Source organism: Allofournierella massiliensis (assembly GCF_004345265.1).
Lineage (GTDB): Bacteria > Bacillota > Clostridia > Oscillospirales > Ruminococcaceae > Allofournierella > Allofournierella massiliensis.
The window spans coordinates 1-21,194 of sequence record NZ_SLUM01000028.1; the positions used below are offsets into that span (position 1 = coordinate 1).

Below are 21,194 nucleotides of genomic sequence, written 5' to 3' on the forward strand. Positions count from 1 at the left end.
GTTCCCATTCCGAACACAGAAGTTAAGCTCTGTTGTGCCGAAGATACTTGGTTGGAGACGACCTGGGAAAATAGGTAGGCGCCGGCTTTTCTCTTTGCTTTTTGGTGCCCCGGAGGTGAGCGCCGCCAGTGGCGGATACAGCGAACCGGAGCGGGCTGGGCAGCGACGCAGAGCGATGCGAGAGCATATTATGCGCGAAGTCAGCGCGACACGCCGCAACCGGAAGAGCAGCGCAGCGGCTCGGACGACGAGTGGCAAGGTTGAATGGTTTTGCAAGGCCGGAAATTTAATAACATGCACTTCTAGCTCAGTTGGTAGAGCAGCTGACTCTTAATCAGCGGGCCCAGGGTTCGAGTCCCTGGAAGTGCACCAAACGAAGAAAGGGCACCCAGTTGGGTGCCCTTTCTTCGTTTCGATGGAATTTGAGAGACTCGGACTCCATGGGGCAGCTGATGCGGGCCCTGGGTGCCCCGGAGGTGAGCGCCGCCAGTGGCGGATGCAGCGAACCGGAGCGGGCTGGGCAGCGGCGCAGAGCGATGCGAGCGCATGTTATGCGCGAAGTCAGCGCGACACGCCGCAACCGGATGAGTCCCTGGAAGTGCACCACAAAAAGGCAGGACGTTTGTCCTGCCTTTTTGTTGCGCTTCCCCCCACGGGGGCGGCTTCCCCGTTCGCGCTGCTGGCGCTCCGGTTCAGCGTACCAATTAGGATCCGGAACAAAAAGGCACCCCAATGGGTGCCTTTTTGTTTGCTTGAAAGAGTTTCAGTGTATATATGCGGGAAGAGCGTATGAAAATAGAAAAATCAAAGCCCCAGAACCCTGCTTTCCGGATGGGGCATCCACACAGCGCCCGTGTGGGCGGGGTCGCTTTGCAGAACGCATGCCAGCTCCTGTTCGGCCCGGTCCGTCAGACCCCGACCCAGGCAGCCCAGACCGATCAGGAAATGGCAGTGCAGCCTGTTGCGGGCGGTGAGGTTCTCTTCAAACAGCTGAAGCTCCGGGAGCGAAACGGCGAAGTAGTCGATACGCATGGTGTCGAACAGATGAGTCTCGCCGTAATCCACAAGCTGATGGAAGCACTTCAACGCTTCGCTGCTGCGGTGGAGGAGATGCTCTCCATCTGCAGCCACGCCGAGTGCGGCGGCAGCGTGCAGCCGTTGACCGGGGAGCTGCGCCGGAGCATCCTCAAGGACGTGGACGAGATGAACGACAAGGGCTTCCGGGTGCTGGCCATTGCCCAGAAGAGCAGCCCCGCCCCGGCGGGCTCCTTCGGGGTGGAGGACGAGCGGGACATGGTGCTCATGGGCTACCTTGCCTTTCTGGACCCGCCCAAGGAATCCACCGCCGCCGCCCTGCGGGCACTGAAGGAACATGGCGTCACCGCCAAGATTCTCACCGGCGACAACGAAAAGGTCACCCGCACCATCTGCCGGCAGGTGGGTCTCGAGGTGCGGAATATGCTGCTGGGGTCGGACGTGGCCCGCATGAGCGACGCGGAGCTGGCCCGGGCGGCCCAGTCCACCGACGTGTTCGCCAAGCTCACCCCGGACCAGAAGGCCCGGGTGGTCACGGCGCTGCGGGCCAGCGGCCACACCGTGGGCTTCATGGGCGACGGCATCAACGACGCGGCCGCCATGAAGGCCGCCGACATCGGCATCTCGGTGGACACCGCCGTGGACGTGGCCAAGGAATCGGCGGATGTGGTTCTGCTGGAAAAGGATCTGATGGTGCTGGAGCAGGGCATCATCGAGGGCCGCAAGACCTACGCCAACATGATCAAGTACATCAAGATGACCGCCTCCTCCAACTTCGGCAACATGTTCTCGGTGCTGGCGGCCAGCGCGCTGCTGCCGTTTCTGCCCATGATGAGCGTGCAGCTGATCGTGATTGCCATGAACGCGGTGTTCTGGGGCATGAAGCCCGCCGCACCCCGGCCCGAACAAAAGGAAACCGTATAAAAAAGCAGCCGCCCCGAATTTTTGGGGCGGCTGCTTTTGGTATATCAGGCGTGGGGGTAAAAATCGCTCACCGTGTTGGTCACCAGCCGGAAGGTGAGCTGGGCCATGTGCTGGGGGCTTTCCTCGCAGCCCCGGCTCAGCCAGTCCTTGATCAGGCCCACGCCCCCGGCCACGCAGTAGGCGTAGGTGTATTTCAAATCGTCCATCCGCTCGGGGAAGGCCTCGCGCAGCGCGGCCAGGCTGTAATGGGAGAGCATCTCCTCAATCCGGTGCAGGAAGGCAATGTCGCCGTGAGGGCCCAGCAGAGCGGCGCAGATCTCCCGGTTTTCAAACAGGATGGCAAAGATGTCCTCAATGAAGGGGAAGCTGTTTTCGTTGAAGGGGCTCACCGGATGGGTGCGGATGGTGTGCAGAATCTCCTCGAACAGCTCGTTCTCCACGCTTTCCAGCATGTTGTAAATATCGGTATAGTGTAAATAGAAGGTGGAGCGGTTGATGTCCACCAGATCCACCAGTTCCTTCACCGTCACCTCGTTCACGCTCTTTTCAGCCATCAGCTGGGCAAGGCCGTGGCGCAGCTGGGCCTTGGTGCGGCGGATGCGCCGGTCCGGCTTCTTTTCCATGAATCCGCTTCCTTTCATTTGTAAATTATTTGTGACAGTTCAACATAATGCAACGTTCTGTCTATTAATAGATACTGCGATGCAAACTGTCGGTTGTGTTGTTCTTCTGCACTTAGTATAATTCTCATTGCAGTAAAAAGCAATACCGGGATGAATAAACAACACTGTGTCCTGTTTTGCTGTGCAAAGAGATTGAGGAAAGGAAGCGATTTTTTCGTTCTATGCTGAAAAATGAATGGAAAAAACTGCTGAGCAACAAGCTGATGCTGGTGGTGGTGGTGGCCATCATCGCCATTCCCACCATCTACACCACCCTGTTTCTGGGCTCCATGTGGGACCCCTACGGCAGCGTGGAAAACCTGCCGGTGGCGCTGGTGAATCAGGATCAGCCGGTGGACTACGAGGGCAAAACGCTGGATGTGGGCGCGGAGCTGGTGGATAACCTGCTGGAGGACGCCTCGCTGGACTTCCACCCGGTGAGTGCCGACGACGCGGCCAAGGGCCTTGCGGCAGGGGATTATTATATGGTAATCACCATCCCGCAGGATTTCTCGGCCAATGCGGCCACCCTCACCGACGATCAGCCCAAGCAGATGGAGCTGAACTACGAAACAAACCCCGGCACCAACTACATCGCCTCCAAGCTGAGCGAAACGGCCATGAAGGAGATTCAGGCCAGCGTGCGGGAAGAGGTGACCAAAACCTACGCCGAAACCATGTTTGACCAGCTCACCGAAGTGGGCGACGGCATGCAGGAAGCGGCGGACGGCGCGGGCGAAATCCGGGATGGAGCCGACAAGCTGGCGGATGGCAACAACACCATCCGGGAGAACCTGCAGCTTCTGGCAGACAGCACCCTTACCTTCCGCAGCGGCAGCGAGACCCTGACCGAGGGCCTTGCCCAGTATACTCAGGGCGTGCAGCAGCTGGCGGACGGCGCGAAAAAGCTGGACGACGGCGCAAAGCAGCTGAAGGACGGCGTGGATCAGCTGGGCGCTTCCGCCCCGGCGCTGGCCCAGGGCGTGGGCGCGCTGAAGGACGGCGCGGATCAGCTGGCCCAGGGCACGGCCCAGGCCAGGACCGGCAGCGACAGCCTGACCGCGGGCGCGGCGCAGGTGGACGATAACCTGAAAACCCTGAACGAGGGGCTGGGCCAGTTGCAAAGCCAGACCGCCTCTCTGCCGGATTCCGCCTCGGCGCTGGATTCCGGCGCATCCCAGGCGCTGGAGGGCGCAAAGGCCCTGCAGCAGGGCGCGCAGGGTCTGGCCGCCGGTGCGGAAAAGGCCCGTCAGGGCGCGGATGCCCTGAATCAGGGCCTGCAAACCCTGAGCGGCAAGTCCGAGGAGCTGAATCAGGGCGCGGCCCAGCTGAAAAACGGGCTGGACGCGCTGGCAGCCGCCGCGGGCGGCTCCACCGATATCACCGGCAGTCTGACCGCTCTGGCCGGGCAGCTGGATCAGGCGGCGCAGGCCGCGCAGGGAGTCACGGTGGCCCCGCAGGATCCCGCGGCCCTGATCCAGACCATCGCGGACAACACCGCCGCCGCTCAGACGGGCGATCCCGACGCACTGAACGCAGTGCTCACGGCGGCCAGTGAGCTGGCCAATGTGGCGCAGAGCAACTACAACGACGCAACCACCGCCGACGCGGCCCGCCAGCAGGCGGCCGGAGCCCTCAGCGGCGCGGCCGGTGCGCTGACCAATGCGGCCGGCGGTTCCGGCTCCGGCGATCTGACCGCGGCCCTCGGCCAGCTGCAGCAGGGCGCGGCTCAGCTGCAAACCGGCCTTTCCGCCTACACCGCCGGTGTGGATCAGGCGGCAACCGGTTGTGCGGCGCTGGCGGATGAAACCACCGGCCTGCCCGCTCTGAGCGCAGGGGCCGGCGAGCTTTCCACCGGCGCGGGCGATCTGGTGAACGGCCTTGCCCAGCTGCAGGGCGGCACCAGTCAGCTGGCCCAGCAGGCGCCCCTGCTTACCGGCGGCATCGCCCAGGCGGCCAGCGGCGGCGCGGCCCTGCAGCAGCAGGGCACCGCGGTGCTCCGTCAGGGCGCGGCCCAGCTGAACAGCGGTCTGGACGCACTGGTTGCCGGCAGCGGCAGCCTGAAGGACGGCATGAGCAGCCTGAACGGTCAGCTGCCCGCCCTCACCGACGGCGTGGGCCGCCTGCAGCAGGGCACCAAAGACCTGAAGGACGGCACCACTCAGCTGGTGACCGGCGCGGATACCCTGACACAGAACAGCCCGGCGCTGAACGAGGGCGCGGCCGCCCTCACCGACGGCGCGGGCCAGATCCAGAGCGGCGCCCAGCAGCTGGCGGACGGCAGCGGCGAGCTGGCCGACGGCATCGACCAGCTGACCGACGGCGCGAATACACTGGAAAGCAGTCTGGCGGACGGCGCGGACGAAATCCGCTCCACCAACACCGGCGACGCGGTGGTGGATATGTTCGCCGCCCCGGTGGTCACCGAGGAAACCCAGATGACTCAGGTGCCCAACAACGGGCACGCCATGGCCCCCTACATGATGTCGGTGGCCCTGTGGGTGGGCTGCATCGCCTTCAGCCTGATGTACCCCCTCACCGAGTACGCGGGCAAGCTGAAGAGCGGCACCGCCTGGTGGCTGAGCAAGGCCTCGGTGCTGTATCCCATCGCAATTCTGCAGGCGCTGGTGATGGTGGGTGCGCTGCACGCCATCAACGGCTTTGATCCCGGCCGCATGGGCCAGACTCTGCTGGTGGCCTGCGTGGCCTCGGTAACCTTCATGTCGGTGATGTACTTCTTCACCAACCTTCTGGGCAAGGTGGGCAGTTTCCTGATGCTGGTGTTCATGGTGATCCAGCTGGCCGGCTCGGTGGGCACCTACCCGCTGGAGCTCTCCGGCTCCTTCGTGAAGTACCTGCATGACTGGGTACCCTTCACCTACACCGTCACCGCCTTCCGCCGGGCCATCTGCGCCGGCGAGGACGTGACCGGCTGCCTTGCCTATCTGGCCGTCTGGCTGGTGGTATTCACCCTGCTGACCATTCTGGTGTTCGCGGTGCGCGCAAAGCGCATCAAGGCCGAAAAGCCCACCCTGATGGTCTGGCTGGAGGAGCACCATCTGGCCTGACAAGGGCATCGAAATTCTTCGGTTGCTCCCCTTATCCGGTTCATTCCGGTTCAAATCCCCGTTTCGTGCAAAACGCACGAAACGGGGATTTTTTTGCACGAAATGCAAAAATGAGCAAAGGAAACCATACAAAACGCACAAAAGTATTAAAAAACAGAAAAGATTTTTGCGAAAGGAGCGAATTTTTTTTATATAAGACAGAAGATTTTTCTATCGTTTTTGCGCTTCAAAGGCGGTAGAATTTACCACAGAGAAAGCATCCTGCGGGATGCGAAAACGAACGGCAAAGAACCGAATCCAATCACAGGAGGAAAACGAAAATGAAAAAGAAACTCGCGCTGCTGCTGGCTTCCGTAATGGCCATTGGTATGCTGGCCGGCTGCGGCGGTGCTCCCGCTTCCACCGCTTCCACCGCAACCTCCGGCGGCACTTCCACCGCCACCTCCACCGAGGGCGGCACTGCCACCGCCACCAGCGACCTGCAGGTGGACGTATTCTACTATGACTTCTCCGATGTTTACATCTCCAGCGTGCGCACCGCCATGGACGAGCAGCTGAAGGCCATGGGCATCGAGCCCAAGAACTGGGATGCCGCCGGCAGCCAGCCCACCCAGACCGATCAGGTCAAGACCGCCATCACCGCCGGTTCCGACCTGCTGATCGTGAACATCGTGGAGACCTCCACCTCCGACCCCGCCAAGGACATCGTGGAAGCTGCCCGCGCTGCGGACATCCCCGTGATCTTCTTCAACCGTGAGGTTGCCGACAACGACGTGATCAACAGCTATGAGAAGTGCGCCTTCGTTGGCACCAACGCTCCCGACGCCGGCCACATGCAGGGCGAGATGATCGGTGAGTACCTGCTGGCCAACTACGACGCAGTTGACCTGAACGGCGACGGCACCATCTCCTACGTTCTGTTCAAGGGCCAGGAAGGCAACGCCGAGGCCGAAGCCCGTACCCAGTACGCTGTGGAAGACGCCAACAAGCTGCTGACCGAGGGCGGCAAGCCCGAACTGGCTTACTACGACGCCAGCGCCACCACCAAGTACCTGGTCGACACCGCCGGCAAGTGGAGCGCCCAGGCTGCCAACGACTACATGGTTTCTCTGCTGGGCTCTTACAACGAAGGCAACAAGAACATGGTTGAGCTGATCATCTGCAACAACGACGGCATGGCCGAGGGCGCCATCTCCGCTCTGCAGAACGTTGGCTACAACAACGGCGAAGGCACCACCATCATCCCCGTGTTCGGCGTGGACGCCACCGACTCCGCCAAGGCTCTGATCAAGGCCGGCAACATGACCGGTTCCATCAAGCAGGACGCCGTGGGCATGGCTACCACCATCAACACCCTGGTCAAGAACGTGCAGGACGGCGCTGACCTGATGGCCAACACCGACCAGTTCGTGGTGGACTCCGACGTGGATAAGATCCGCGTTCCCTACCAGATGTACGACGGCACCTCCGAGGAATAATTTCTCCCCGATCCTTTGTGCCTTTGATGTAATCGGCAAGGCGGGGCTGCCCACTGGCAGCCCCGCTTCGCCCTGACAAAAACCACCGCTTCGGGTGTGGCCCGAACGTCGAGCTGCGGCCGAAACGGTGGTTTGTACCGCGAGAGGAGGAAAATTATGGACAAGCCGGCCCTGCTGGAGATGCGAGGCATCTGCAAGGAATTCCCCGGCGTAAAGGCGCTGGACAATGTGGACCTGACCGTCCGCCCCGGCACCGTGCATGCCCTGATGGGTGAGAACGGCGCGGGCAAATCCACTTTGATGAAATGCCTGTTCGGTATCTATCACCGGGATGCGGGCACCATCAAGCTGGATGGCAAGGAAGTGGACTTCAAGAGCTCCAAGGATGCGCTGGAAAACGGCGTGGCCATGGTGCATCAGGAGCTGAACCAGGCGCTGACCCGCAGCGTGCAGGATAACCTGTGGCTGGGCCGCTACCCCAAGGTGGGCGGCATCATGGTGAGCGAGAGCATCATGGCCCGGGAGACCAAAAAGATCTTCGATACGCTGGAGGTCACGGTTAACCCCAAGGCCATCATGTCCACTTTGCCGGTTTCCCAGCGGCAGATGGTGGAGATCGCCAAGGCGGTTTCCTACAATTCCAAGATCATCGTGTTCGACGAGCCCACCTCCTCGCTGACGGAAACGGAAGTGGAGCATCTGTTCCGCATCATCAACATGCTGCGGGACAAGGGCTGCGGCATCATCTACATCTCCCATAAGATGGAAGAGATCCTGCGCATCAGCGACGACGTGACCATCATGCGGGATGGTCAGTGGGTGGCAACCCGCCCCGCCAAGGAGCTGACCATGGACGAGATCATCCGCCTGATGGTGGGCCGCGAGCTGACCAACCGCTTCCCCGAAAAGACCAACAAGCCCGGCGATGTGATTCTGGACGTGCAGCACATCGCAGGCAAATACACCCGCCTGAAGGACGCCACCTTCCAGCTGCGCAAGGGCGAGATTCTGGGCATTGCGGGCCTGGACGGCTCCGGCCGCACCGAGGTGCTGGAAAACCTGTTCGGCGCCATGACCCGTGAGGGCGGCACCATCACCCTGCACGGCAAGCCCATCCGCAACCGCACCCCCAAGGAGGCCATCAAAAACGGCTTCGCGCTGCTCACCGAGGAGCGGCGGGCCACCGGCATCTTCGGCATCCGGGACATCAAGGAAAACACCGTGATTTCCAGCCTGAAGGATTATCTGATGGGCGGCTTCTACTTAAACGACAAGAAGATGAAGGACAACACCGACTGGGCCATTCAGGCAATGCACATCAAAACGCCCGGCCAGCACACCCAGATCCGCTCGCTGTCCGGCGGCAACCAGCAGAAGGTAATTCTGGGCCGCTGGCTGCTGACCAAGCCCGAGATCCTTCTGCTGGACGAGCCCACCCGCGGCATCGACGTGGGCGCCAAATACGAAATTTATCAGCTGATCATCGACCTGGCCAACGAGGGCAAGGGCGTGATCATGGTATCGTCGGAAATGCCCGAGCTTCTGGGCGTGTGCGACCGGATTCTGGTGATGTCCGGCGGGCAGGTAGCCGGTGAGGTGGACGCCCGCAACACCACCCAGGAAGAGATCCTGACCCTGGCCGCCAAGTATGTGTAAAGAGGAGGAACCGACCCATGAGTAATTCCACCAAGGAACTTGCGCTGAAAACCAAGTCCATCACCCCCAAGCAGGTGGGCAATGCGCTTTTGAACAACGCCCTCATTATTATCATGCTGCTGGTAGCCGCCTATGTGGCAGTGACCCAGCCGTCCTTCCTGGCACCCAACTCGCTGATCAACCTGCTGTCTCTGACGGCGGCGTATCTGCCGGTTGCGCTGGGCATCGCCGGATGTATCGTACTCACCGGTACCGACCTTTCCGCCGGCCGTGCGGTGGGCATCACCGCCTGTGTGGCGGCCTCCCTGCTGCAGGCCACCGATGCGGCCAATAAAATGTGGCCGAACATCGGCACCCTGCCCATCCCCCTGGTGATCCTGATCGTTGTGGCCATCGGTGCTGCCATCGGCGCCTTCAACGGCTTCTTCGTGGCCAAGTTCAAGCTGCATCCCTTCATCGTTACCCTGGCCACCCAGCTGATCCTCTACACCATCCTGCTGCTCTACGTCCAGCAGGGCAACAACAAGGGCATGGCCATTTCCGGCCTGTCTGCCGAGTACCGCAACTTTGTTGTGGGCAATCCTCCGCTGCTGAGCTTCGGCAACATCCAGATCCCCAACTATGTGATCTATGCGGTGCTGCTCACCATCCTGATGTGGTTCATCTGGAACAAGACCACCTTCGGCAAGAACATGTTTGCCCTGGGCGCCAACGAAGAGGCTGCCCGTGTTTCCGGCGTAAACGTATTCGCCACCACCATCGCGGTGTTCGCTCTGGCGGGCGCCATGTACGGCTGGGCCGGCTTCGTGGAGTCTGCCCGTATCGCCTCCAACACCGCCAACACCGGCGTGAACTATGAGCTGGATGCCATCGCGGCCTGCGTCATCGGCGGCGTATCCTTTGTGGGTGGTATCGGTAAGATCAGCGGCATCGTCATCGGCGTTATCATGCTGCGCCTGATCTTCGTGGCTCTGCCGCTGGTGGGCATGGACCAGAACCTGCAGTATGCCATCAAGGGCGGCATCATCCTGTTCGCCTGCGCTCTGGATATGCGCAAATACCTGGTCAAGAAATAATCCTTTTGTGCACACGCCGCCGGGCCGCTCCGACCCGGCAGGAAAGGGGCGGCTGTCCGGTAAAACGGGCGGCCGCCCTTTTCCCGTTTTCGCTGGAAAAGCAGCCAGATGCTGCCAAATATGATATACTGTTCTAAGGCGGCACCGCACAATTTCAGGTGGTGGAGCGCGCCGGAAAATTTTTTGTGAGAGGAATCAAAAAGCGCAGGCAAGCCTTGGTGGCTTGCCGAGCATTTTTGGAAAATATCACGGAAAATTTTGGCGCGATACGCCGCCTGAGGCGTAGCCGTAAGTTGTGCGGTGGTGCCTTGAGAAAAACAAATAACCCTTGGAGGGGATACAATGGAAGGTTACCGCATCCTGTTGGTGGATGACGAGGAAGAGCTGCGGGCGGGCATCCGCCGCCGCATCGACTGGGAGGCGCTGGGCTTTGTGCTGGCGGGGGAAGCCGCCAACGGGCAGGACGCGCTGGAGCTGGCCGAGCAGCTGCGGCCGGACGTGGTGCTCACCGACATCAAGATGCCCTTTATGGACGGGCTCACCCTCTGCCGCCAGCTCAAGACCCAGCTGCCGGCGGTGCGGCTGGTGATCTTTTCCGGCTTCGACGAGTTCGACTATGCCCGGCAGGCCATCGGCATGAACGTGTTTGAATATCTGCTCAAGCCCATCACCTCCACCGAGCTGAGCGACGTGCTGGTGCGGCTGAAAAAGGCCATGGATGAGGAGCGCGCCCACCAGAAGGATATGGAAAAGCTGCGCCGCAGCTACGAGGAAAATCTGCCGGTGCTGCGCGGGCTGTTTTACACCCGCCTGCTCAGCGGCCAGCTCAAGCCCGGCCAGATCATGGAACGGGCCGCCCGCTATGAAATCGAGCTTTCCGGCAAAAGCTGGGCGGCGGCCCGGGTTCATGTGAGCGATCTGGGCGACGACCCGGACGAGCTGATCCTGCTGTCGCTGCAGAATTTCTTTGCGGAAAACACCACGCTTTCCGGCTGCCAGCCCCACTGGTGTTTGTACGACGATGATCTGGCGGTAATCGCCGCCTTTGAGGGGAGCGCCGCCATGTACAGCCTGCTTCAGGAGCTGGAGCGGGTGCGGGCGCTGGCCGAAACCCTGCTGGGGCTGCGGCTCACCGTGGGCGTGGGCCTTGCGGTGGAAACGCCGGGCCAGCTGGCCCGGTCGGTGCAGGGGGCGAAAAGCGCGCTGGACTACCGCTCCATTCTGGGGCCGGGGAGAACCCTGTACATCGGGGATCTGGAGCCCCGGGGCGCGGTGGCCCTGCCCTTTGACGCGGCGGCCGAGCGCCAGCTGGTGAACGCGGTGAAGCTGGGCACGCCGGAAAAGGTGCGCCGCTTCACCCGGGGCTGGCTCAGTCAGGCCCGGAGCGACAGCTCCATGAGCCAGATGCAGTGCTTTTTCCTGGAGCTGGTGGCCTGCCTGATGCGCCTTGCCCGGGAGGGCGAGATCCCGCAGGAGGAGGTGTTCGGCCCCGGCTTCACCGGCGCGGTGCGCATTTCGGACTTCAGCGGCCCGGAGCAGCTGGGCAGCTGGGTGGAGGAGCGCTGCCTGCATCTGCAGGAGCTGCTGCGCCGCCAGCGCAGCTACGCCGCCGCCCGCACGGTGGACAGGGCCCGGGAATTCATTGCCGAAAACTTTTCCAACAGCGATCTTTCGGTGGAGATGCTCTGCGAGCACCTGCACCTTTCACCGGCCTATTTTTCCACCATGTTCAAGAAGGAAACCGGCGAGAGCTTCACCGCCTGTGTGACCCGGGTGCGCATGGAGGCCGCCGCCGAGCGGCTGCGCACCACCGAGGAAAAAACCTACCTGATTGCCGAGCAGACCGGCTATCTGGACCCGAACTATTTCAGCTATGTGTTCAAGCGGTATTTCGGCACAAGCCCCTCCAAATACCGGGCCGCGGGCCAGCAGGGGCAGTAATCAACAGCAAAAAAAGGGGGGCAGTGTATGCTGCTGCGGGCGCTTCGGGAGCTGCGAAGCCGGTTTTCCCGCTCCTACGAACGAATGAGCATCCAGCGGGTGATCTCGCTCACCTTCACGGCGGTGGCTGTGGCGGGGGCGCTGTTCATCGGCCTTTCGCTCACGCTGCGGTATTCCGCCGTGAACCAGAAGATGCAGGCGCAGGCCAGCCAGCAGGTGCTGGCCCAGGTGAACCTTTCGCTGGACAATCACCTTCGGCGGATTATGCGGGTGTCGGACACGGTGTATTACCGGCTTTTGAAAAACGCCGATCTGGCCGAGGGCCTTCCCACCGACAGCCTTTCGCTGCTGTATGAGGAAAACCGGGATTCCCTTGTGTCCATCGCGGTGTTCGATTCCGACGGCAATCTGGTCACCGGGGCCCCGCTCAGTGAGCTGAAGGCCGGGGCGGATCCGGCGTCGCAGGGCTGGTTTTCCACCGCGCTGGGCCAGATCGAGAACATCCACTTTTCCACCCCCCATGTGCAGGATCTGTTCCAGACCGCGGACGGCAGCTACCACTGGGTGATTTCGCTGAGCCGTCAGGTGCAGCTGACCCGGGGCGGCGCCAGCGAGAGCGGTGTGCTGCTGGTGGACATGAGCTTTTCCGGTGTGGAGCAGATCTGCCGCAACACCAGCCTTGGGGCGGACGGCTATCTGTATATTGTGGACGCCAACGGCGAGCTGATCTATCATCCCCGCCAGCAGCTGATCTATGCGGGTCTTGTGCAGGAAAACAACCTGGCTGCCTCCCGCCTGAGCGACGGCACCCACTGGGAAAAATTTCAGGGCGAGCGGCGGCAGGTGACGGTGAAAACCGTGGGCTACACCGGCTGGAAGCTGGTGGGCGTGGTTCCGGTGCAGGGGCTGGCGGTGACCACCGCCCAGTTCGTGCTGTTTGTGGCCTCGGTGCTGCTGTTCTCCATTTTCCTGCTGGTGTTCGTGAATGGGCGGCTTTCCGCCCACATCGCGGATCCCATCCGCCGGCTGGAGCAGGCAGTACGCCAGACCGGCCGGGGCGGCGAGATGCCCCAGGTGCCGGAGGAGGGCTGCTATGAGGTGCGCCGGCTGGAGCACTCCATCCGGTCCATGGTGTCCACCATGCGCCATCTGATGGACGACATCATCCAGCAGGAGGAGGACAAGCGCCGCAGCGAGCTGGAGGTGCTGCAGTCCCAGATCAACCCCCACTTCCTTTACAACACGCTGGACTCGGTGATCTGGCTCACCGAGAGCGGCCGCTACGAGGATTCCATCCGCATGGTCACGGCGCTGGGGCGGCTGTTCCGCATCTCGCTGAGCCGGGGTAAGCGGGTGATCCCGCTGGACAGCGAGCTGGACCACGCGGGCTATTACATGACCATCCAGCGCATCCGCTACAAGAACAAATTCACCTTCGAGATCAGCCGCGAGACCGACACCGCCGGCCTTTACTGCCTGAAGCTGATCATCCAGCCCCTTCTGGAAAATGCCATCTACCACGGCATGGCCGCCGAGGACGACGACGGCCGCATCGCGGTGCGTGTCTGGCGGGAAGGGGACGATGTGTACATTGATGTGACCGACAACGGTCTGGGCATGCTGCCGGAGGTGGCGGCCTCCCTGCTGGACGAAAGCCGGCCCCTGCCCGCCAAGGGCTCGGGCATCGGGGTGCGCAACGTGCACCGGCGCATCCAGCTGGCCTACGGGCCCCGCTACGGTCTGGAATTCTACAGTGAGCCGGACGAGGGCACCACTGCCCGCATTCATCTGCCGGTGCTCACCCAGCTGGAGGAGACCGGCGGCAAAAAGGAGGGCATGGCATGAAGAAGAAAGGGGATACGGCCTGGCAGATGATCGTGCTGGGCCTGCTGGCCGCCGCCATGGTGGTAAGCCTGATGATCCCTGAATCCCTGCTCACCCCCGCCGGCCCCAAACGGGTGGAGATCTCGATTCTGCTGCGGCAGGGCGACAGTGCGGTCTGGGCCACCGCCCGGCAGGGCATGGAGCAGGCCGCCGAGGATCTGGGCGCCGAGCTGCGCTTCCTCACGCTGGAGGCGGAGGAGGGTGCCGATCAGGTGGAGCTGCTGCGCCGTCAGGCAGACATGGGCGTGGACGCGGCGGTGGTCATCCCGGCGGACTGCGCGGCGCTGGAGCAGCAGCTGGACGGCTGGCAGGCCCTGCCGGTGGTCACGCTGGAATCCCAGGTGGAGGGCGCCCGGGCCTTTGTGGGCCCCAGCGACGAGGAGCTGGGCCGGCTGCTGGCCGAACAGGCGGCCCGGGGATGCGCGGTGTCCGGTGAGGTGCTGCTCTGGAATGCCTTTCCCGGCTGCGCGGGCCCGGCCCGGCGGCTGGAAAGCGCCAAAGCCGCGCTGGAAGCGGCGGGCTATGCGCCCCGGGTGTGTGAGAAGCTCACCGCCGAACAGCTGGAGCAGGCGGACGCGGTGCTCTGCTTCGAGCCGGTGAGTCTGGAGCAGGCCGCCGCGCTGGCGGCCCAGTGTGAAACCCCGCCGCGGGTATATGGGGCGGGAGTGTCCTCCACGGTGGTGGCCGCGCTGGAAACCGGCGACATTGCCGCCGTGGCGGCCTGGAGCGATTACGCGGCAGGCTATCTGGCGGTGAGCCAGGCGGTGAACGCCGCCCGCCGCCAGCCGGTGGAAAGCAAAACCCTGCCGGTGACGCTGGTGCAGGAAGGAGAAACCTATGATCAGGACCATCAAAAGCTGCTTTACCCGGTCTTTCCCTAAGGCGGTGGCGCTGGGGCTGGCGGCTGTGCTGCTGGCCGGCTGCACCGCTGCCGGGTCGGCGGAGCCCCGCACCCTGCGGGTGGGGGTGGCGGTGTATCTGCAATCCGATACCTTCATCGGTACGCTGGTGCAGGAGCTGGAACGGCTGGCCCAGGCCCGGGAAATCGAGGACGGAGTGAAGATCAACCTGAACGTCGTGGACGGCCGGGGCTCCCAGCTCACCCAGACCGAGCAGATCGACCGGCTCATCGCGCTGGACTACGATGTGCTGTGCGTGAACATTGTGGACCGCACCAGCGCCGCCCAGCTGATCGACAAGGCCCAGGAGGCGGACATCCCCGTGATCTTCTTCAACCGGGAGCCGGTGGCGGAGGATCTTTACCGCTGGGATCGGGTGTATTATGTGGGGGCCAAGGCGGAGGAATCCGGGGTGCTGCAGGGGCAGATTCTGCTGGACCGCTGGCTGAACCGGGAACAGCCGATGGACAAAAACGGCGACGGCATTCTGCAATATGTGCTGCTGGAGGGCGAGCCCGGCCATCAGGACGCCATGCTCCGCACCGAGTATGCGGTAAAGACCCTCACCGGCGCGGGGGTGGAGGTGGAAAAGCTGGCGGGCGACACCGCCAACTGGGATCGCAGCCAGGCCACCGCCCGGATGAGCAGCTGGATCGAGCAGTTCGGCACCTCCATCGAGGCGGTGATCTCCAACAACGACGACATGGCCCTGGGGGCCATCGACGCCTGCCAGGATCTGGGCCTCACGGAGGACGAGATGCCGGTGGTGGTGGGGGTGGACGCCACCGCCCCGGCGCTGGAGGCGGTGCGGGAGGGCACCCTCTGCGGCACGGTGCGCAACGACGCGCAGGGAATTGCCGGCAGCATGCTGGAGCTGGCCCTCGCACTGGCGAAGGGCGAGGAACCGGCGGCCAGCCTGCCCCTCAGCGATGAAAAGTACGTCTGGCTGCCCTACCAGCGGGTGACCCTGCGCCAGCTGGAGGCGGAACAGGGCGGCGTTTGAACGATTCGCCCATTCTATGGAATTTTGTATCTTGTTTTAAAAAGGATATAGGAATCGGTGAAAGAGTTCGCTATAATTTAAGCAGAAAAACTGGTTCGTGAAAATATTGCAAAGAAAGGACTTTTGTTGCATGAAAATCTCAACAAGACCCTTCGGCACCACCCGAAGCGGCGAGGAAGTGCACTGCATCCGCCTGGAGCACGACAGCGGCATTGTGGCGGAAGTTCTGAGCTACGGTGCCATTCTGCGGGCGCTGTGGGTGCCCACCGCAGCCGGGCCGGTGCAGGTGTGCGCCGGCTACGAGACGCTGGAGGAATACGAGGCGGGCACCTGCTATCTGGGCGCGGTGGTTGGCCGGTGCGCCGGCCGCATCGACGGCGGGCATTTTGTGCTGAACGGCACGGAATACCAGCTGCCCCAAAACCAGAACGGCAACCACCTGCACGGCGGCGTGGAGGGCTTTGACCGCAAGGTCTGGGGCATTCAGATCCTGCCCAGATACCGGGGCGTGCGCTTTTTCCGCCGGTCGGAAGACGGCGAGGAGGGCTACCCCGGTGCGGTGGAGGTGAGCGCCACCTACCTGTTCGAGGAGGACGGCGCGCTGACCCTGCGGTTTGACGCGCTGGCCGAGGGCGACACCATCCTGTCCATGACCCATCACGGCTACTGGAATCTGGCAGGGCAGGGCAGCGTGGGCGGCCACTTGTTCACCACCCCGGCGGATCGCTTTGCCGCCATCCGGCCGGACGGCGTGCCCACCGGCGAGCTGATTCCGGTGGAGGGCACCCCCTTCGACTTCACCCGGCCCGCGGTGCTGGAAACCCGCTGGGACAACGATCACCCCCAGCTGGCGGAGGGCAGCGGCTTTGACCACACCTTCCTGGCGCCGGGCAAGGGGCTGCGGCCGGTGTGCCGGCTGGAATGCCCCGAAAACGGCCTGCAGCTGGATGTGAGCGCCACCATGCCGGGCATTCATCTGTATACCGGCAACTTCCTGGAGCCGGTGCGCCGGGGTGCGGCGGCGCTGGAAGCCCAGTTTGTTCCGGATGCGCCCAACCACCACCAGTTCCCCTCGGTGGAATTGCCGAAGGGAAAACGCTGGGAACATCAGATCCAATACCGCTTTGCCTGCAACGGCGAAAGCGTTTGAACACCACAGGAGGAAGATACCATGCAGACGATGGAAAACTTTTTGCAGAAGGTGCGCGGGGGCGAGTACGACGACCGCCTGCGCCGGTTGTATGTGTTCCACGACACCGCCGAGGAGCTGGAAGCAGCCCGCGCCAAGGTGTGCCATGTGATCGAGGGCTTTGAGCAGGCCTTCCCCGGCGTGGACTGCGCCGGCGCCGCGGTGTTCAGCGGCCCGGGCCGCACCGAGATCGGCGGCAACCACACCGACCACCAGCACGGCTGCGTGCTGTGCGGCAGCGTGAACATGGACATTCTGGCCTGCGCGGTGCCCACCGGCGACCATTTCGTGAAGGTGGTCAGCGAGGGCTATCCCGCCCTGACCATCGACCTGAACGATCTGGCCATCCATGCGGACGAGACCAACACCTCCGCCGCCCTGATCCGCGGCGTTGCCCACGGCGTGAGCAAGGAGGACTTTGCCCTGAAGGGCTTCTGCGCCTATGTGACCAGCACCGTGCCCGGCGGCTCCGGCCTGTCCAGCTCGGCGGCGTATGAGATTCTGCTGGGCAACGTCTTCAACCGGTTCTGCTGCGAAGGCAGGCTGGACGCGGTGAAGCTGGCCCAGATCGGCCAGTATGCCGAGCGGGAGTATTTCGGCAAGCCCTGCGGCCTGATGGATCAGGCCGCCAGCTCCATCGGCGGCGTGGTGGCCATCGACTTCAACGACCCCAGCCAGCCGGTGATCCGCAAGGTGGATTACGATCTGGCCCGCTCCGGCTACCAGCTGTACATCATCGACACCCGCTCCTGCCACGCCGACCTGACCGACGACTACGCCGCCATCACCCGCGAGATGGGTGCGGTGGCCGCCTTCTTCGGCAAGCAGGTGCTGCGTCAGGTGGATGAGGCCGAGTTCTACGCCGCCATCCCCGCCGTGCGCGAGAAGGCCGGCGACCGGGCCGTGCTGCGGGCCATGCACTTCTTCGACGAGAACCGCCGTGCCCAGGCCCAGGCCCAGGCTCTGGCCGAGGGCGACATGGAGGGCTTCCTGGCGCTGGTGCGCGCCTCCGGCCGTTCCTCCTCGGAGCTGCTGCAGAATATCTGGTCGGTGGCCGAGCCTGCCCAGCAGGCGGTGACCCTGGCTCTGGCTCTGGCGGAACGGGTTCTGGCCGGCCGCGGCGCGGTGCGCGTGCACGGCGGCGGCTTTGCGGGCACCATTCAGGCCTTTGTGCCCCAGGATCTGGAAGAGAAGTTTGTGAGCAGCATGGAAGCGGTGCTGGGCGAAGGCGCCTGCCATGCGGTATCGGTGCGGCCGGAGGGCGGCTGCATGGTAATGAGCAGCGAAAAGGAGTAAGGCAATCATGACAGTGGGACAGGCAATTGCCAGCCTCGTGCAGTACGGGCTGGAGAAAAATCTGATCGAGCCCTGCGAGAAGATCTGGGCGACCAACGGCATTCTGGCCGTGCTGCGGCTGGATGCCCTGAACGAGGCCCAGCCGGTGGAGGGCGCAGCCCTGCCCGAAATCCTGAACACCCTGCTGGACGACGCGGCCAGCCGCGGCGTGATCGACGGCGAGTCCATCACCCAGCGGGACATTCTGGACACCGCCCTGATGGCGGTGCTCACCCCGCGCCCGTCTCAGGTGATCCGCACCTTTGAGGAAAAGTACGCCGCCGGCCCCGAGCAGGCCACCGACTGGTACTATCAGTTCTCCAAGGACACCAACTACATCCGCACCGACCGGATTGCCAAGGACCTGCACTGGACCACTTCCACCGAGTACGGCGAGCTGGACATCACCATCAACCTGTCCAAGCCGGAAAAGGACCCCAAGGCCATCGCGCTGGCCAAGAGCATGCCTCAGAGCGGCTACCCCAAGTGCCAGCTCTGCGCCGAGAACGAGGGCTACGCAGGCCGGATGGATCATCCCGCCCGGGGCAACCACCGCATGATCCCCATGACCGTGTGCGGCGAGCAGTGGATGCTGCAGTACTCCCCCTATGTGTACTACAACGAGCACTGCATCGCCCTGAACGCGGCCCATGTGCCCATGAAGATCGACCGCAGCTGCTTTGACAAGCTGCTGGATATCGTGACCCGCTTCCCCCACTACTTTGTGGGCTCCAATGCGGATCTGCCCATCGTGGGCGGCTCCATTCTGGCCCACGAGCACTTCCAGGGCGGCCGCTGCCTGTTCCCCATGGAGGCCGCTCCCGTGGAGCAGGAGGTCACCATCCCCGGCTTTGAGGACGTAAAGACCGGCATCGTGAAGTGGCCCATGTCCGTGCTGCGTCTCACCGGCCCGGACAAGGAGCGCATCGCCCAGCTGGCCGAGAAGATTCTCGCCGCATGGCGCGGCTACACCGATGAGGCCGCCTTCATCTTTGCCGAGACCGACGGCGTGCCCCACAACACCATCACCCCCATCGCCCGCCGCCGCGGCGCGGACTACGAGATGGATCTGGTGCTGCGCAACAACATCACCACCGAGGAGTATCCTCTGGGCGTGTACCATCCCCATGCGGAGCTGCATCACATCAAGAAGGAGAACATCGGCCTGATCGAGGTCATGGGCCGTGCCGTTCTGCCCGCCCGCCTGAAGGAGGAGCTGGCTCTGGTGGCCGAGCTGCTGGAAAACGGCGGCGACCTGACCGCCGACGAGCGCACCGCCAAGCACGCCGAGTGGGCTGAGGACATCCGCCGCCGCCACGGCGCCTTTGCCAGGGGCGAGGCCTGGCCGGTGGTGCAGAAGGAGACCGGCCTGGTGTTCGCAACCGTGCTGGAGCACGCAGGCGTTTACAAGCGGGACGAAGAGGGCCGCGCGGCCTTCCTGCGGTTCGTGGCCAGCCTGGGCTGATCGGCTGCATTTTCTCTAAAGACATAACAAAAACGCTGTACCCTGGTTTTTTGGGTACAGCGTTTTGTTTTTAAAAAATTATTCGCCCGCCTTGCTGCGGTCGATGATCTCCTGCTGCATGGCGCGGGAAACCGCCATCACCGCCCGGAAAAAGTCGCCGGTGTAGCCCTGCATGGCCTCGGGGGCCCGGGCGGCGGCCCGGTCGATCACCGCCTGCTCCCGCTCGGGCTGCAGCACCTGCATGCCCCGCTCCAGCTTGTAGCGGGCCACCTGCTCCACAATTTCCATCCGCTGCAGAAACAGGGCGGTGAGCTGGCTGTCCACCTGGTCAATGCGGCCGCGCAGCTCGTTCAGATCCAGCTGTTCCATGGCGTTTACTCCTTTGCGTTTGCCAGAGCGGTGAGAAAGGCCTCCACCGCTTCCGGTTTGGTGGCCCAGCTGGTCACCAGACGAATCTGGGTGTGGTCGGCGTCCGGCCGGTCGTTGACCTCCCAGTGGAAATCCTTCTCCAGCTTTTCCAGCACCCGGTTGGGCAGGATGGGAAACTGCTGGTTGGAGGGGCTGTCCGACCCGAAGGGATAGCCCAGGGCGGCAATGCCCTCCTTCAGGCGCATGGCAAGGCCGTTGGCGTGTTCGCCCACCTCAAAATACAGCCCGTCGGTGAACAGCTCCTCAAACTGGATGCCCAGCAGCCAGCCCTTGGCCAGCATGCCGCCGTGCTGCTTGATGATGTAGCGGAAGTCCGGCTTTAAGGCCGGGTTCAGGATGCACACCGCCTCACCGAACAGCGCGCCGTTCTTGGTGCCGCCGATGTAGAAGGCGTCGCACAGGCGGCCCAGATCGGTCAGGGAAGCGCCGCCCGCGGCCAGCGCGCTGGAAAGACGGGCCCCGTCCAGATACAGATACAGGCCCAGCTCGTCGCACACGGCCCGCAACGCTTCCAGCTCGGCGGTGGTGTACACACCGCCCACCTCGGTGGTGTTGCTCACGTAGACCAGTTTGGGCTTGACCATGTGCTCATCCGGATGGGCGGCCACTGCAGCGCGCACCGCGTCCGGGGTCAGCTTGCCGCCCGGCGCGGCGGGCATGGCGATGCACTTGTGGCCGGTGGCCTCAATGGCGCCGGTCTCGTGCACGCAGATGTGGCCGGTGGAAGCGGCGATGGCCGCCTCATGGGGCCGCAGGAAGGCGCACAGGCAGGTGGCGTTGGTCTGGGTGCCGCCCACCAGAATGTGCACGTCCGCATCCGGCCGGCCGATGGCGGCGCGGATCAGCTCGTGGGCATGTTTGGAATGAGGATCGGTGGAATAGCCGAAGTTGCCCTCCAGATTGGTGCGCACCATGGCATCCAGAATGCGGGGATGGGCGCCCTCGCTGTAATCATTGGTAAAACGATACATGTTCAGCAAACCTCACTTTTACAGCAGCATTACAGTGCTGCTTGAATGGAATAAACTATCTTTTATGATACCATTTTTTCACAGAATGTCCACTGGCTGTCGTTTGTTTTTGGCGGCACTTTATGGTATACTCTAAGTTGTATCAGTATGTTATGGCAGCGCCGCGGGCAGGATACCAC

At 63.1% G+C, this 21,194-nt stretch carries 15 protein-coding genes, 1 tRNA gene, 1 rRNA gene and 1 pseudogene; 14 read left to right on the forward strand and 4 right to left on the reverse strand.

All coding sequences use genetic code 11. From position 1 onward, the window contains the following. Together rrf and EDD77_RS14395 are read left to right on the forward strand one after the other, a co-directional pair. Positions 1–87: ribosomal RNA gene (gene rrf / locus EDD77_RS14390) — 5S ribosomal RNA — on the forward strand; the annotation flags it as partial. Between the two features lie 209 nt (positions 88–296). Beyond that, positions 297–372 (forward strand) — tRNA-Lys (locus EDD77_RS14395). A 432-nt stretch (positions 373–804) separates the two neighbouring features. On the opposite strand, the gene EDD77_RS14400 is transcribed toward EDD77_RS14395, so the two are convergent. Beyond that, complete coding sequence (locus EDD77_RS14400; protein ID WP_058962557.1) at positions 805–1,086, reverse strand: hypothetical protein; 282 nt, start codon at positions 1,084–1,086, stop codon at positions 805–807. Positions 1,087–1,098: 12 nt separating this feature from the next. Here EDD77_RS14400 and EDD77_RS14405 point away from each other — a divergent pair. Further along, positions 1,099–1,890, forward strand: a pseudogene (locus tag EDD77_RS14405) (HAD-IC family P-type ATPase); the annotation flags it as partial. Between the two features lie 113 nt (positions 1,891–2,003). On the opposite strand, the gene EDD77_RS14410 reads toward EDD77_RS14405, so the two are convergent. Continuing rightward, positions 2,004–2,582, reverse strand: coding sequence for a TetR/AcrR family transcriptional regulator (locus tag EDD77_RS14410; protein WP_058962555.1), 579 nt, complete (start codon positions 2,580–2,582; stop codon positions 2,004–2,006). A 221-nt stretch (positions 2,583–2,803) separates the two neighbouring features. On the opposite strand from EDD77_RS14410, the gene EDD77_RS14415 reads away from it, so the two are divergent. The 11 genes from EDD77_RS14415 to galT all read left to right on the forward strand — a co-directional run bounded on the left by EDD77_RS14415 (position 2,804) and on the right by galT (position 19,615). After that, on the forward strand, positions 2,804–5,689 hold the full coding sequence (locus EDD77_RS14415; RefSeq protein ID WP_132587422.1) for a YhgE/Pip domain-containing protein: 2,886 nt from the start codon (positions 2,804–2,806) through the stop codon (positions 5,687–5,689). A 320-nt stretch (positions 5,690–6,009) separates the two neighbouring features. Continuing rightward, positions 6,010–7,167 (forward strand): galactose ABC transporter substrate-binding protein, encoded by a 1,158-nt coding sequence (locus tag EDD77_RS14420; protein WP_058963884.1) that lies wholly within the window; start codon positions 6,010–6,012, stop codon positions 7,165–7,167. 153 nt (positions 7,168–7,320) lie between these two features. Next, positions 7,321–8,823, forward strand: coding sequence for a sugar ABC transporter ATP-binding protein (locus EDD77_RS14425; protein WP_370829459.1), 1,503 nt, complete (start codon positions 7,321–7,323; stop codon positions 8,821–8,823). Positions 8,824–8,840: 17 nt separating this feature from the next. Next, positions 8,841–9,899: a galactose/methyl galactoside ABC transporter permease MglC gene (locus tag EDD77_RS14430; RefSeq protein WP_058963882.1), complete on the forward strand. Its 1,059-nt coding sequence runs from the start codon at positions 8,841–8,843 to the stop codon at positions 9,897–9,899. 342 nt (positions 9,900–10,241) lie between these two features. Beyond that, entirely contained in the window at positions 10,242–11,840 is a 1,599-nt protein-coding gene (locus EDD77_RS14435; protein ID WP_058963881.1) for a response regulator, read from the forward strand. A 27-nt stretch (positions 11,841–11,867) separates the two neighbouring features. Continuing rightward, on the forward strand, positions 11,868–13,685 hold the full coding sequence (locus EDD77_RS14440) for a cache domain-containing sensor histidine kinase (RefSeq protein ID WP_132587423.1): 1,818 nt from the start codon (positions 11,868–11,870) through the stop codon (positions 13,683–13,685). After that, positions 13,682–14,605, forward strand: a complete 924-nt coding sequence (locus EDD77_RS14445) for a sugar ABC transporter substrate-binding protein (RefSeq protein WP_058963880.1) — start codon at positions 13,682–13,684, stop codon at positions 14,603–14,605. The genes EDD77_RS14440 and EDD77_RS14445 overlap by 4 nt, the downstream gene beginning before the upstream one ends. Beyond that, complete coding sequence (locus EDD77_RS14450; protein ID WP_058963879.1) at positions 14,562–15,626, forward strand: galactose ABC transporter substrate-binding protein; 1,065 nt, start codon at positions 14,562–14,564, stop codon at positions 15,624–15,626. The genes EDD77_RS14445 and EDD77_RS14450 overlap by 44 nt, the downstream gene beginning before the upstream one ends. A gap of 130 nt (positions 15,627–15,756) precedes the next feature. Beyond that, positions 15,757–16,776, forward strand: a complete 1,020-nt coding sequence (locus EDD77_RS14455) for an aldose epimerase family protein (RefSeq protein WP_058963878.1) — start codon at positions 15,757–15,759, stop codon at positions 16,774–16,776. Positions 16,777–16,797: 21 nt separating this feature from the next. After that, positions 16,798–18,111, forward strand: a complete 1,314-nt coding sequence (locus EDD77_RS14460) for a galactokinase (protein WP_058963877.1) — start codon at positions 16,798–16,800, stop codon at positions 18,109–18,111. Between the two features lie 7 nt (positions 18,112–18,118). Continuing rightward, the gene (gene galT / locus EDD77_RS14465) at positions 18,119–19,615 is read left to right on the forward strand and encodes a UDP-glucose--hexose-1-phosphate uridylyltransferase (protein WP_058963876.1); all 1,497 of its coding nucleotides are present in this window, start codon (positions 18,119–18,121) and stop codon (positions 19,613–19,615) included. A 78-nt stretch (positions 19,616–19,693) separates the two neighbouring features. On the opposite strand, the gene EDD77_RS14470 is transcribed toward galT, so the two are convergent. Both EDD77_RS14470 and EDD77_RS14475 read right to left on the reverse strand, forming a co-directional pair. Continuing rightward, positions 19,694–19,984, reverse strand: a complete 291-nt coding sequence (locus tag EDD77_RS14470) for a chorismate mutase (RefSeq protein WP_058963875.1) — start codon at positions 19,982–19,984, stop codon at positions 19,694–19,696. Between the two features lie 5 nt (positions 19,985–19,989). Further along, positions 19,990–21,015, reverse strand: a complete 1,026-nt coding sequence (locus EDD77_RS14475) for a threonine aldolase family protein (protein WP_058963895.1) — start codon at positions 21,013–21,015, stop codon at positions 19,990–19,992. Positions 21,016–21,194: the final 179 nt, after the last annotated feature.

Bases quoted from the DNA above. Each gene is read 5' to 3' on its own strand.
- EDD77_RS14435 (WP_058963881.1), top strand. From the start codon at position 10,242: ATGGAAGGTTACCGCATCCTGTTGGTGGATGACGAGGAAGAGCTGCGG.
- EDD77_RS14410 (WP_058962555.1), bottom strand. From the start codon at position 2,582: ATGGAAAAGAAGCCGGACCGGCGCATCCGCCGCACCAAGGCCCAGCTG.
- EDD77_RS14415 (WP_132587422.1), top strand. From the start codon at position 2,804: ATGCTGAAAAATGAATGGAAAAAACTGCTGAGCAACAAGCTGATGCTG.
- EDD77_RS14470 (WP_058963875.1), bottom strand. From the start codon at position 19,984: ATGGAACAGCTGGATCTGAACGAGCTGCGCGGCCGCATTGACCAGGTG.
- EDD77_RS14460 (WP_058963877.1), top strand. From the start codon at position 16,798: ATGCAGACGATGGAAAACTTTTTGCAGAAGGTGCGCGGGGGCGAGTAC.
- EDD77_RS14420 (WP_058963884.1), top strand. From the start codon at position 6,010: ATGAAAAAGAAACTCGCGCTGCTGCTGGCTTCCGTAATGGCCATTGGT.
- EDD77_RS14430 (WP_058963882.1), top strand. From the start codon at position 8,841: ATGAGTAATTCCACCAAGGAACTTGCGCTGAAAACCAAGTCCATCACC.
- EDD77_RS14445 (WP_058963880.1), top strand. From the start codon at position 13,682: ATGAAGAAGAAAGGGGATACGGCCTGGCAGATGATCGTGCTGGGCCTG.
- EDD77_RS14450 (WP_058963879.1), top strand. From the start codon at position 14,562: ATGATCAGGACCATCAAAAGCTGCTTTACCCGGTCTTTCCCTAAGGCG.
- galT (WP_058963876.1), top strand. From the start codon at position 18,119: ATGACAGTGGGACAGGCAATTGCCAGCCTCGTGCAGTACGGGCTGGAG.
- EDD77_RS14440 (WP_132587423.1), top strand. From the start codon at position 11,868: ATGCTGCTGCGGGCGCTTCGGGAGCTGCGAAGCCGGTTTTCCCGCTCC.
- EDD77_RS14475 (WP_058963895.1), bottom strand. From the start codon at position 21,015: ATGTATCGTTTTACCAATGATTACAGCGAGGGCGCCCATCCCCGCATT.
- EDD77_RS14455 (WP_058963878.1), top strand. From the start codon at position 15,757: ATGAAAATCTCAACAAGACCCTTCGGCACCACCCGAAGCGGCGAGGAA.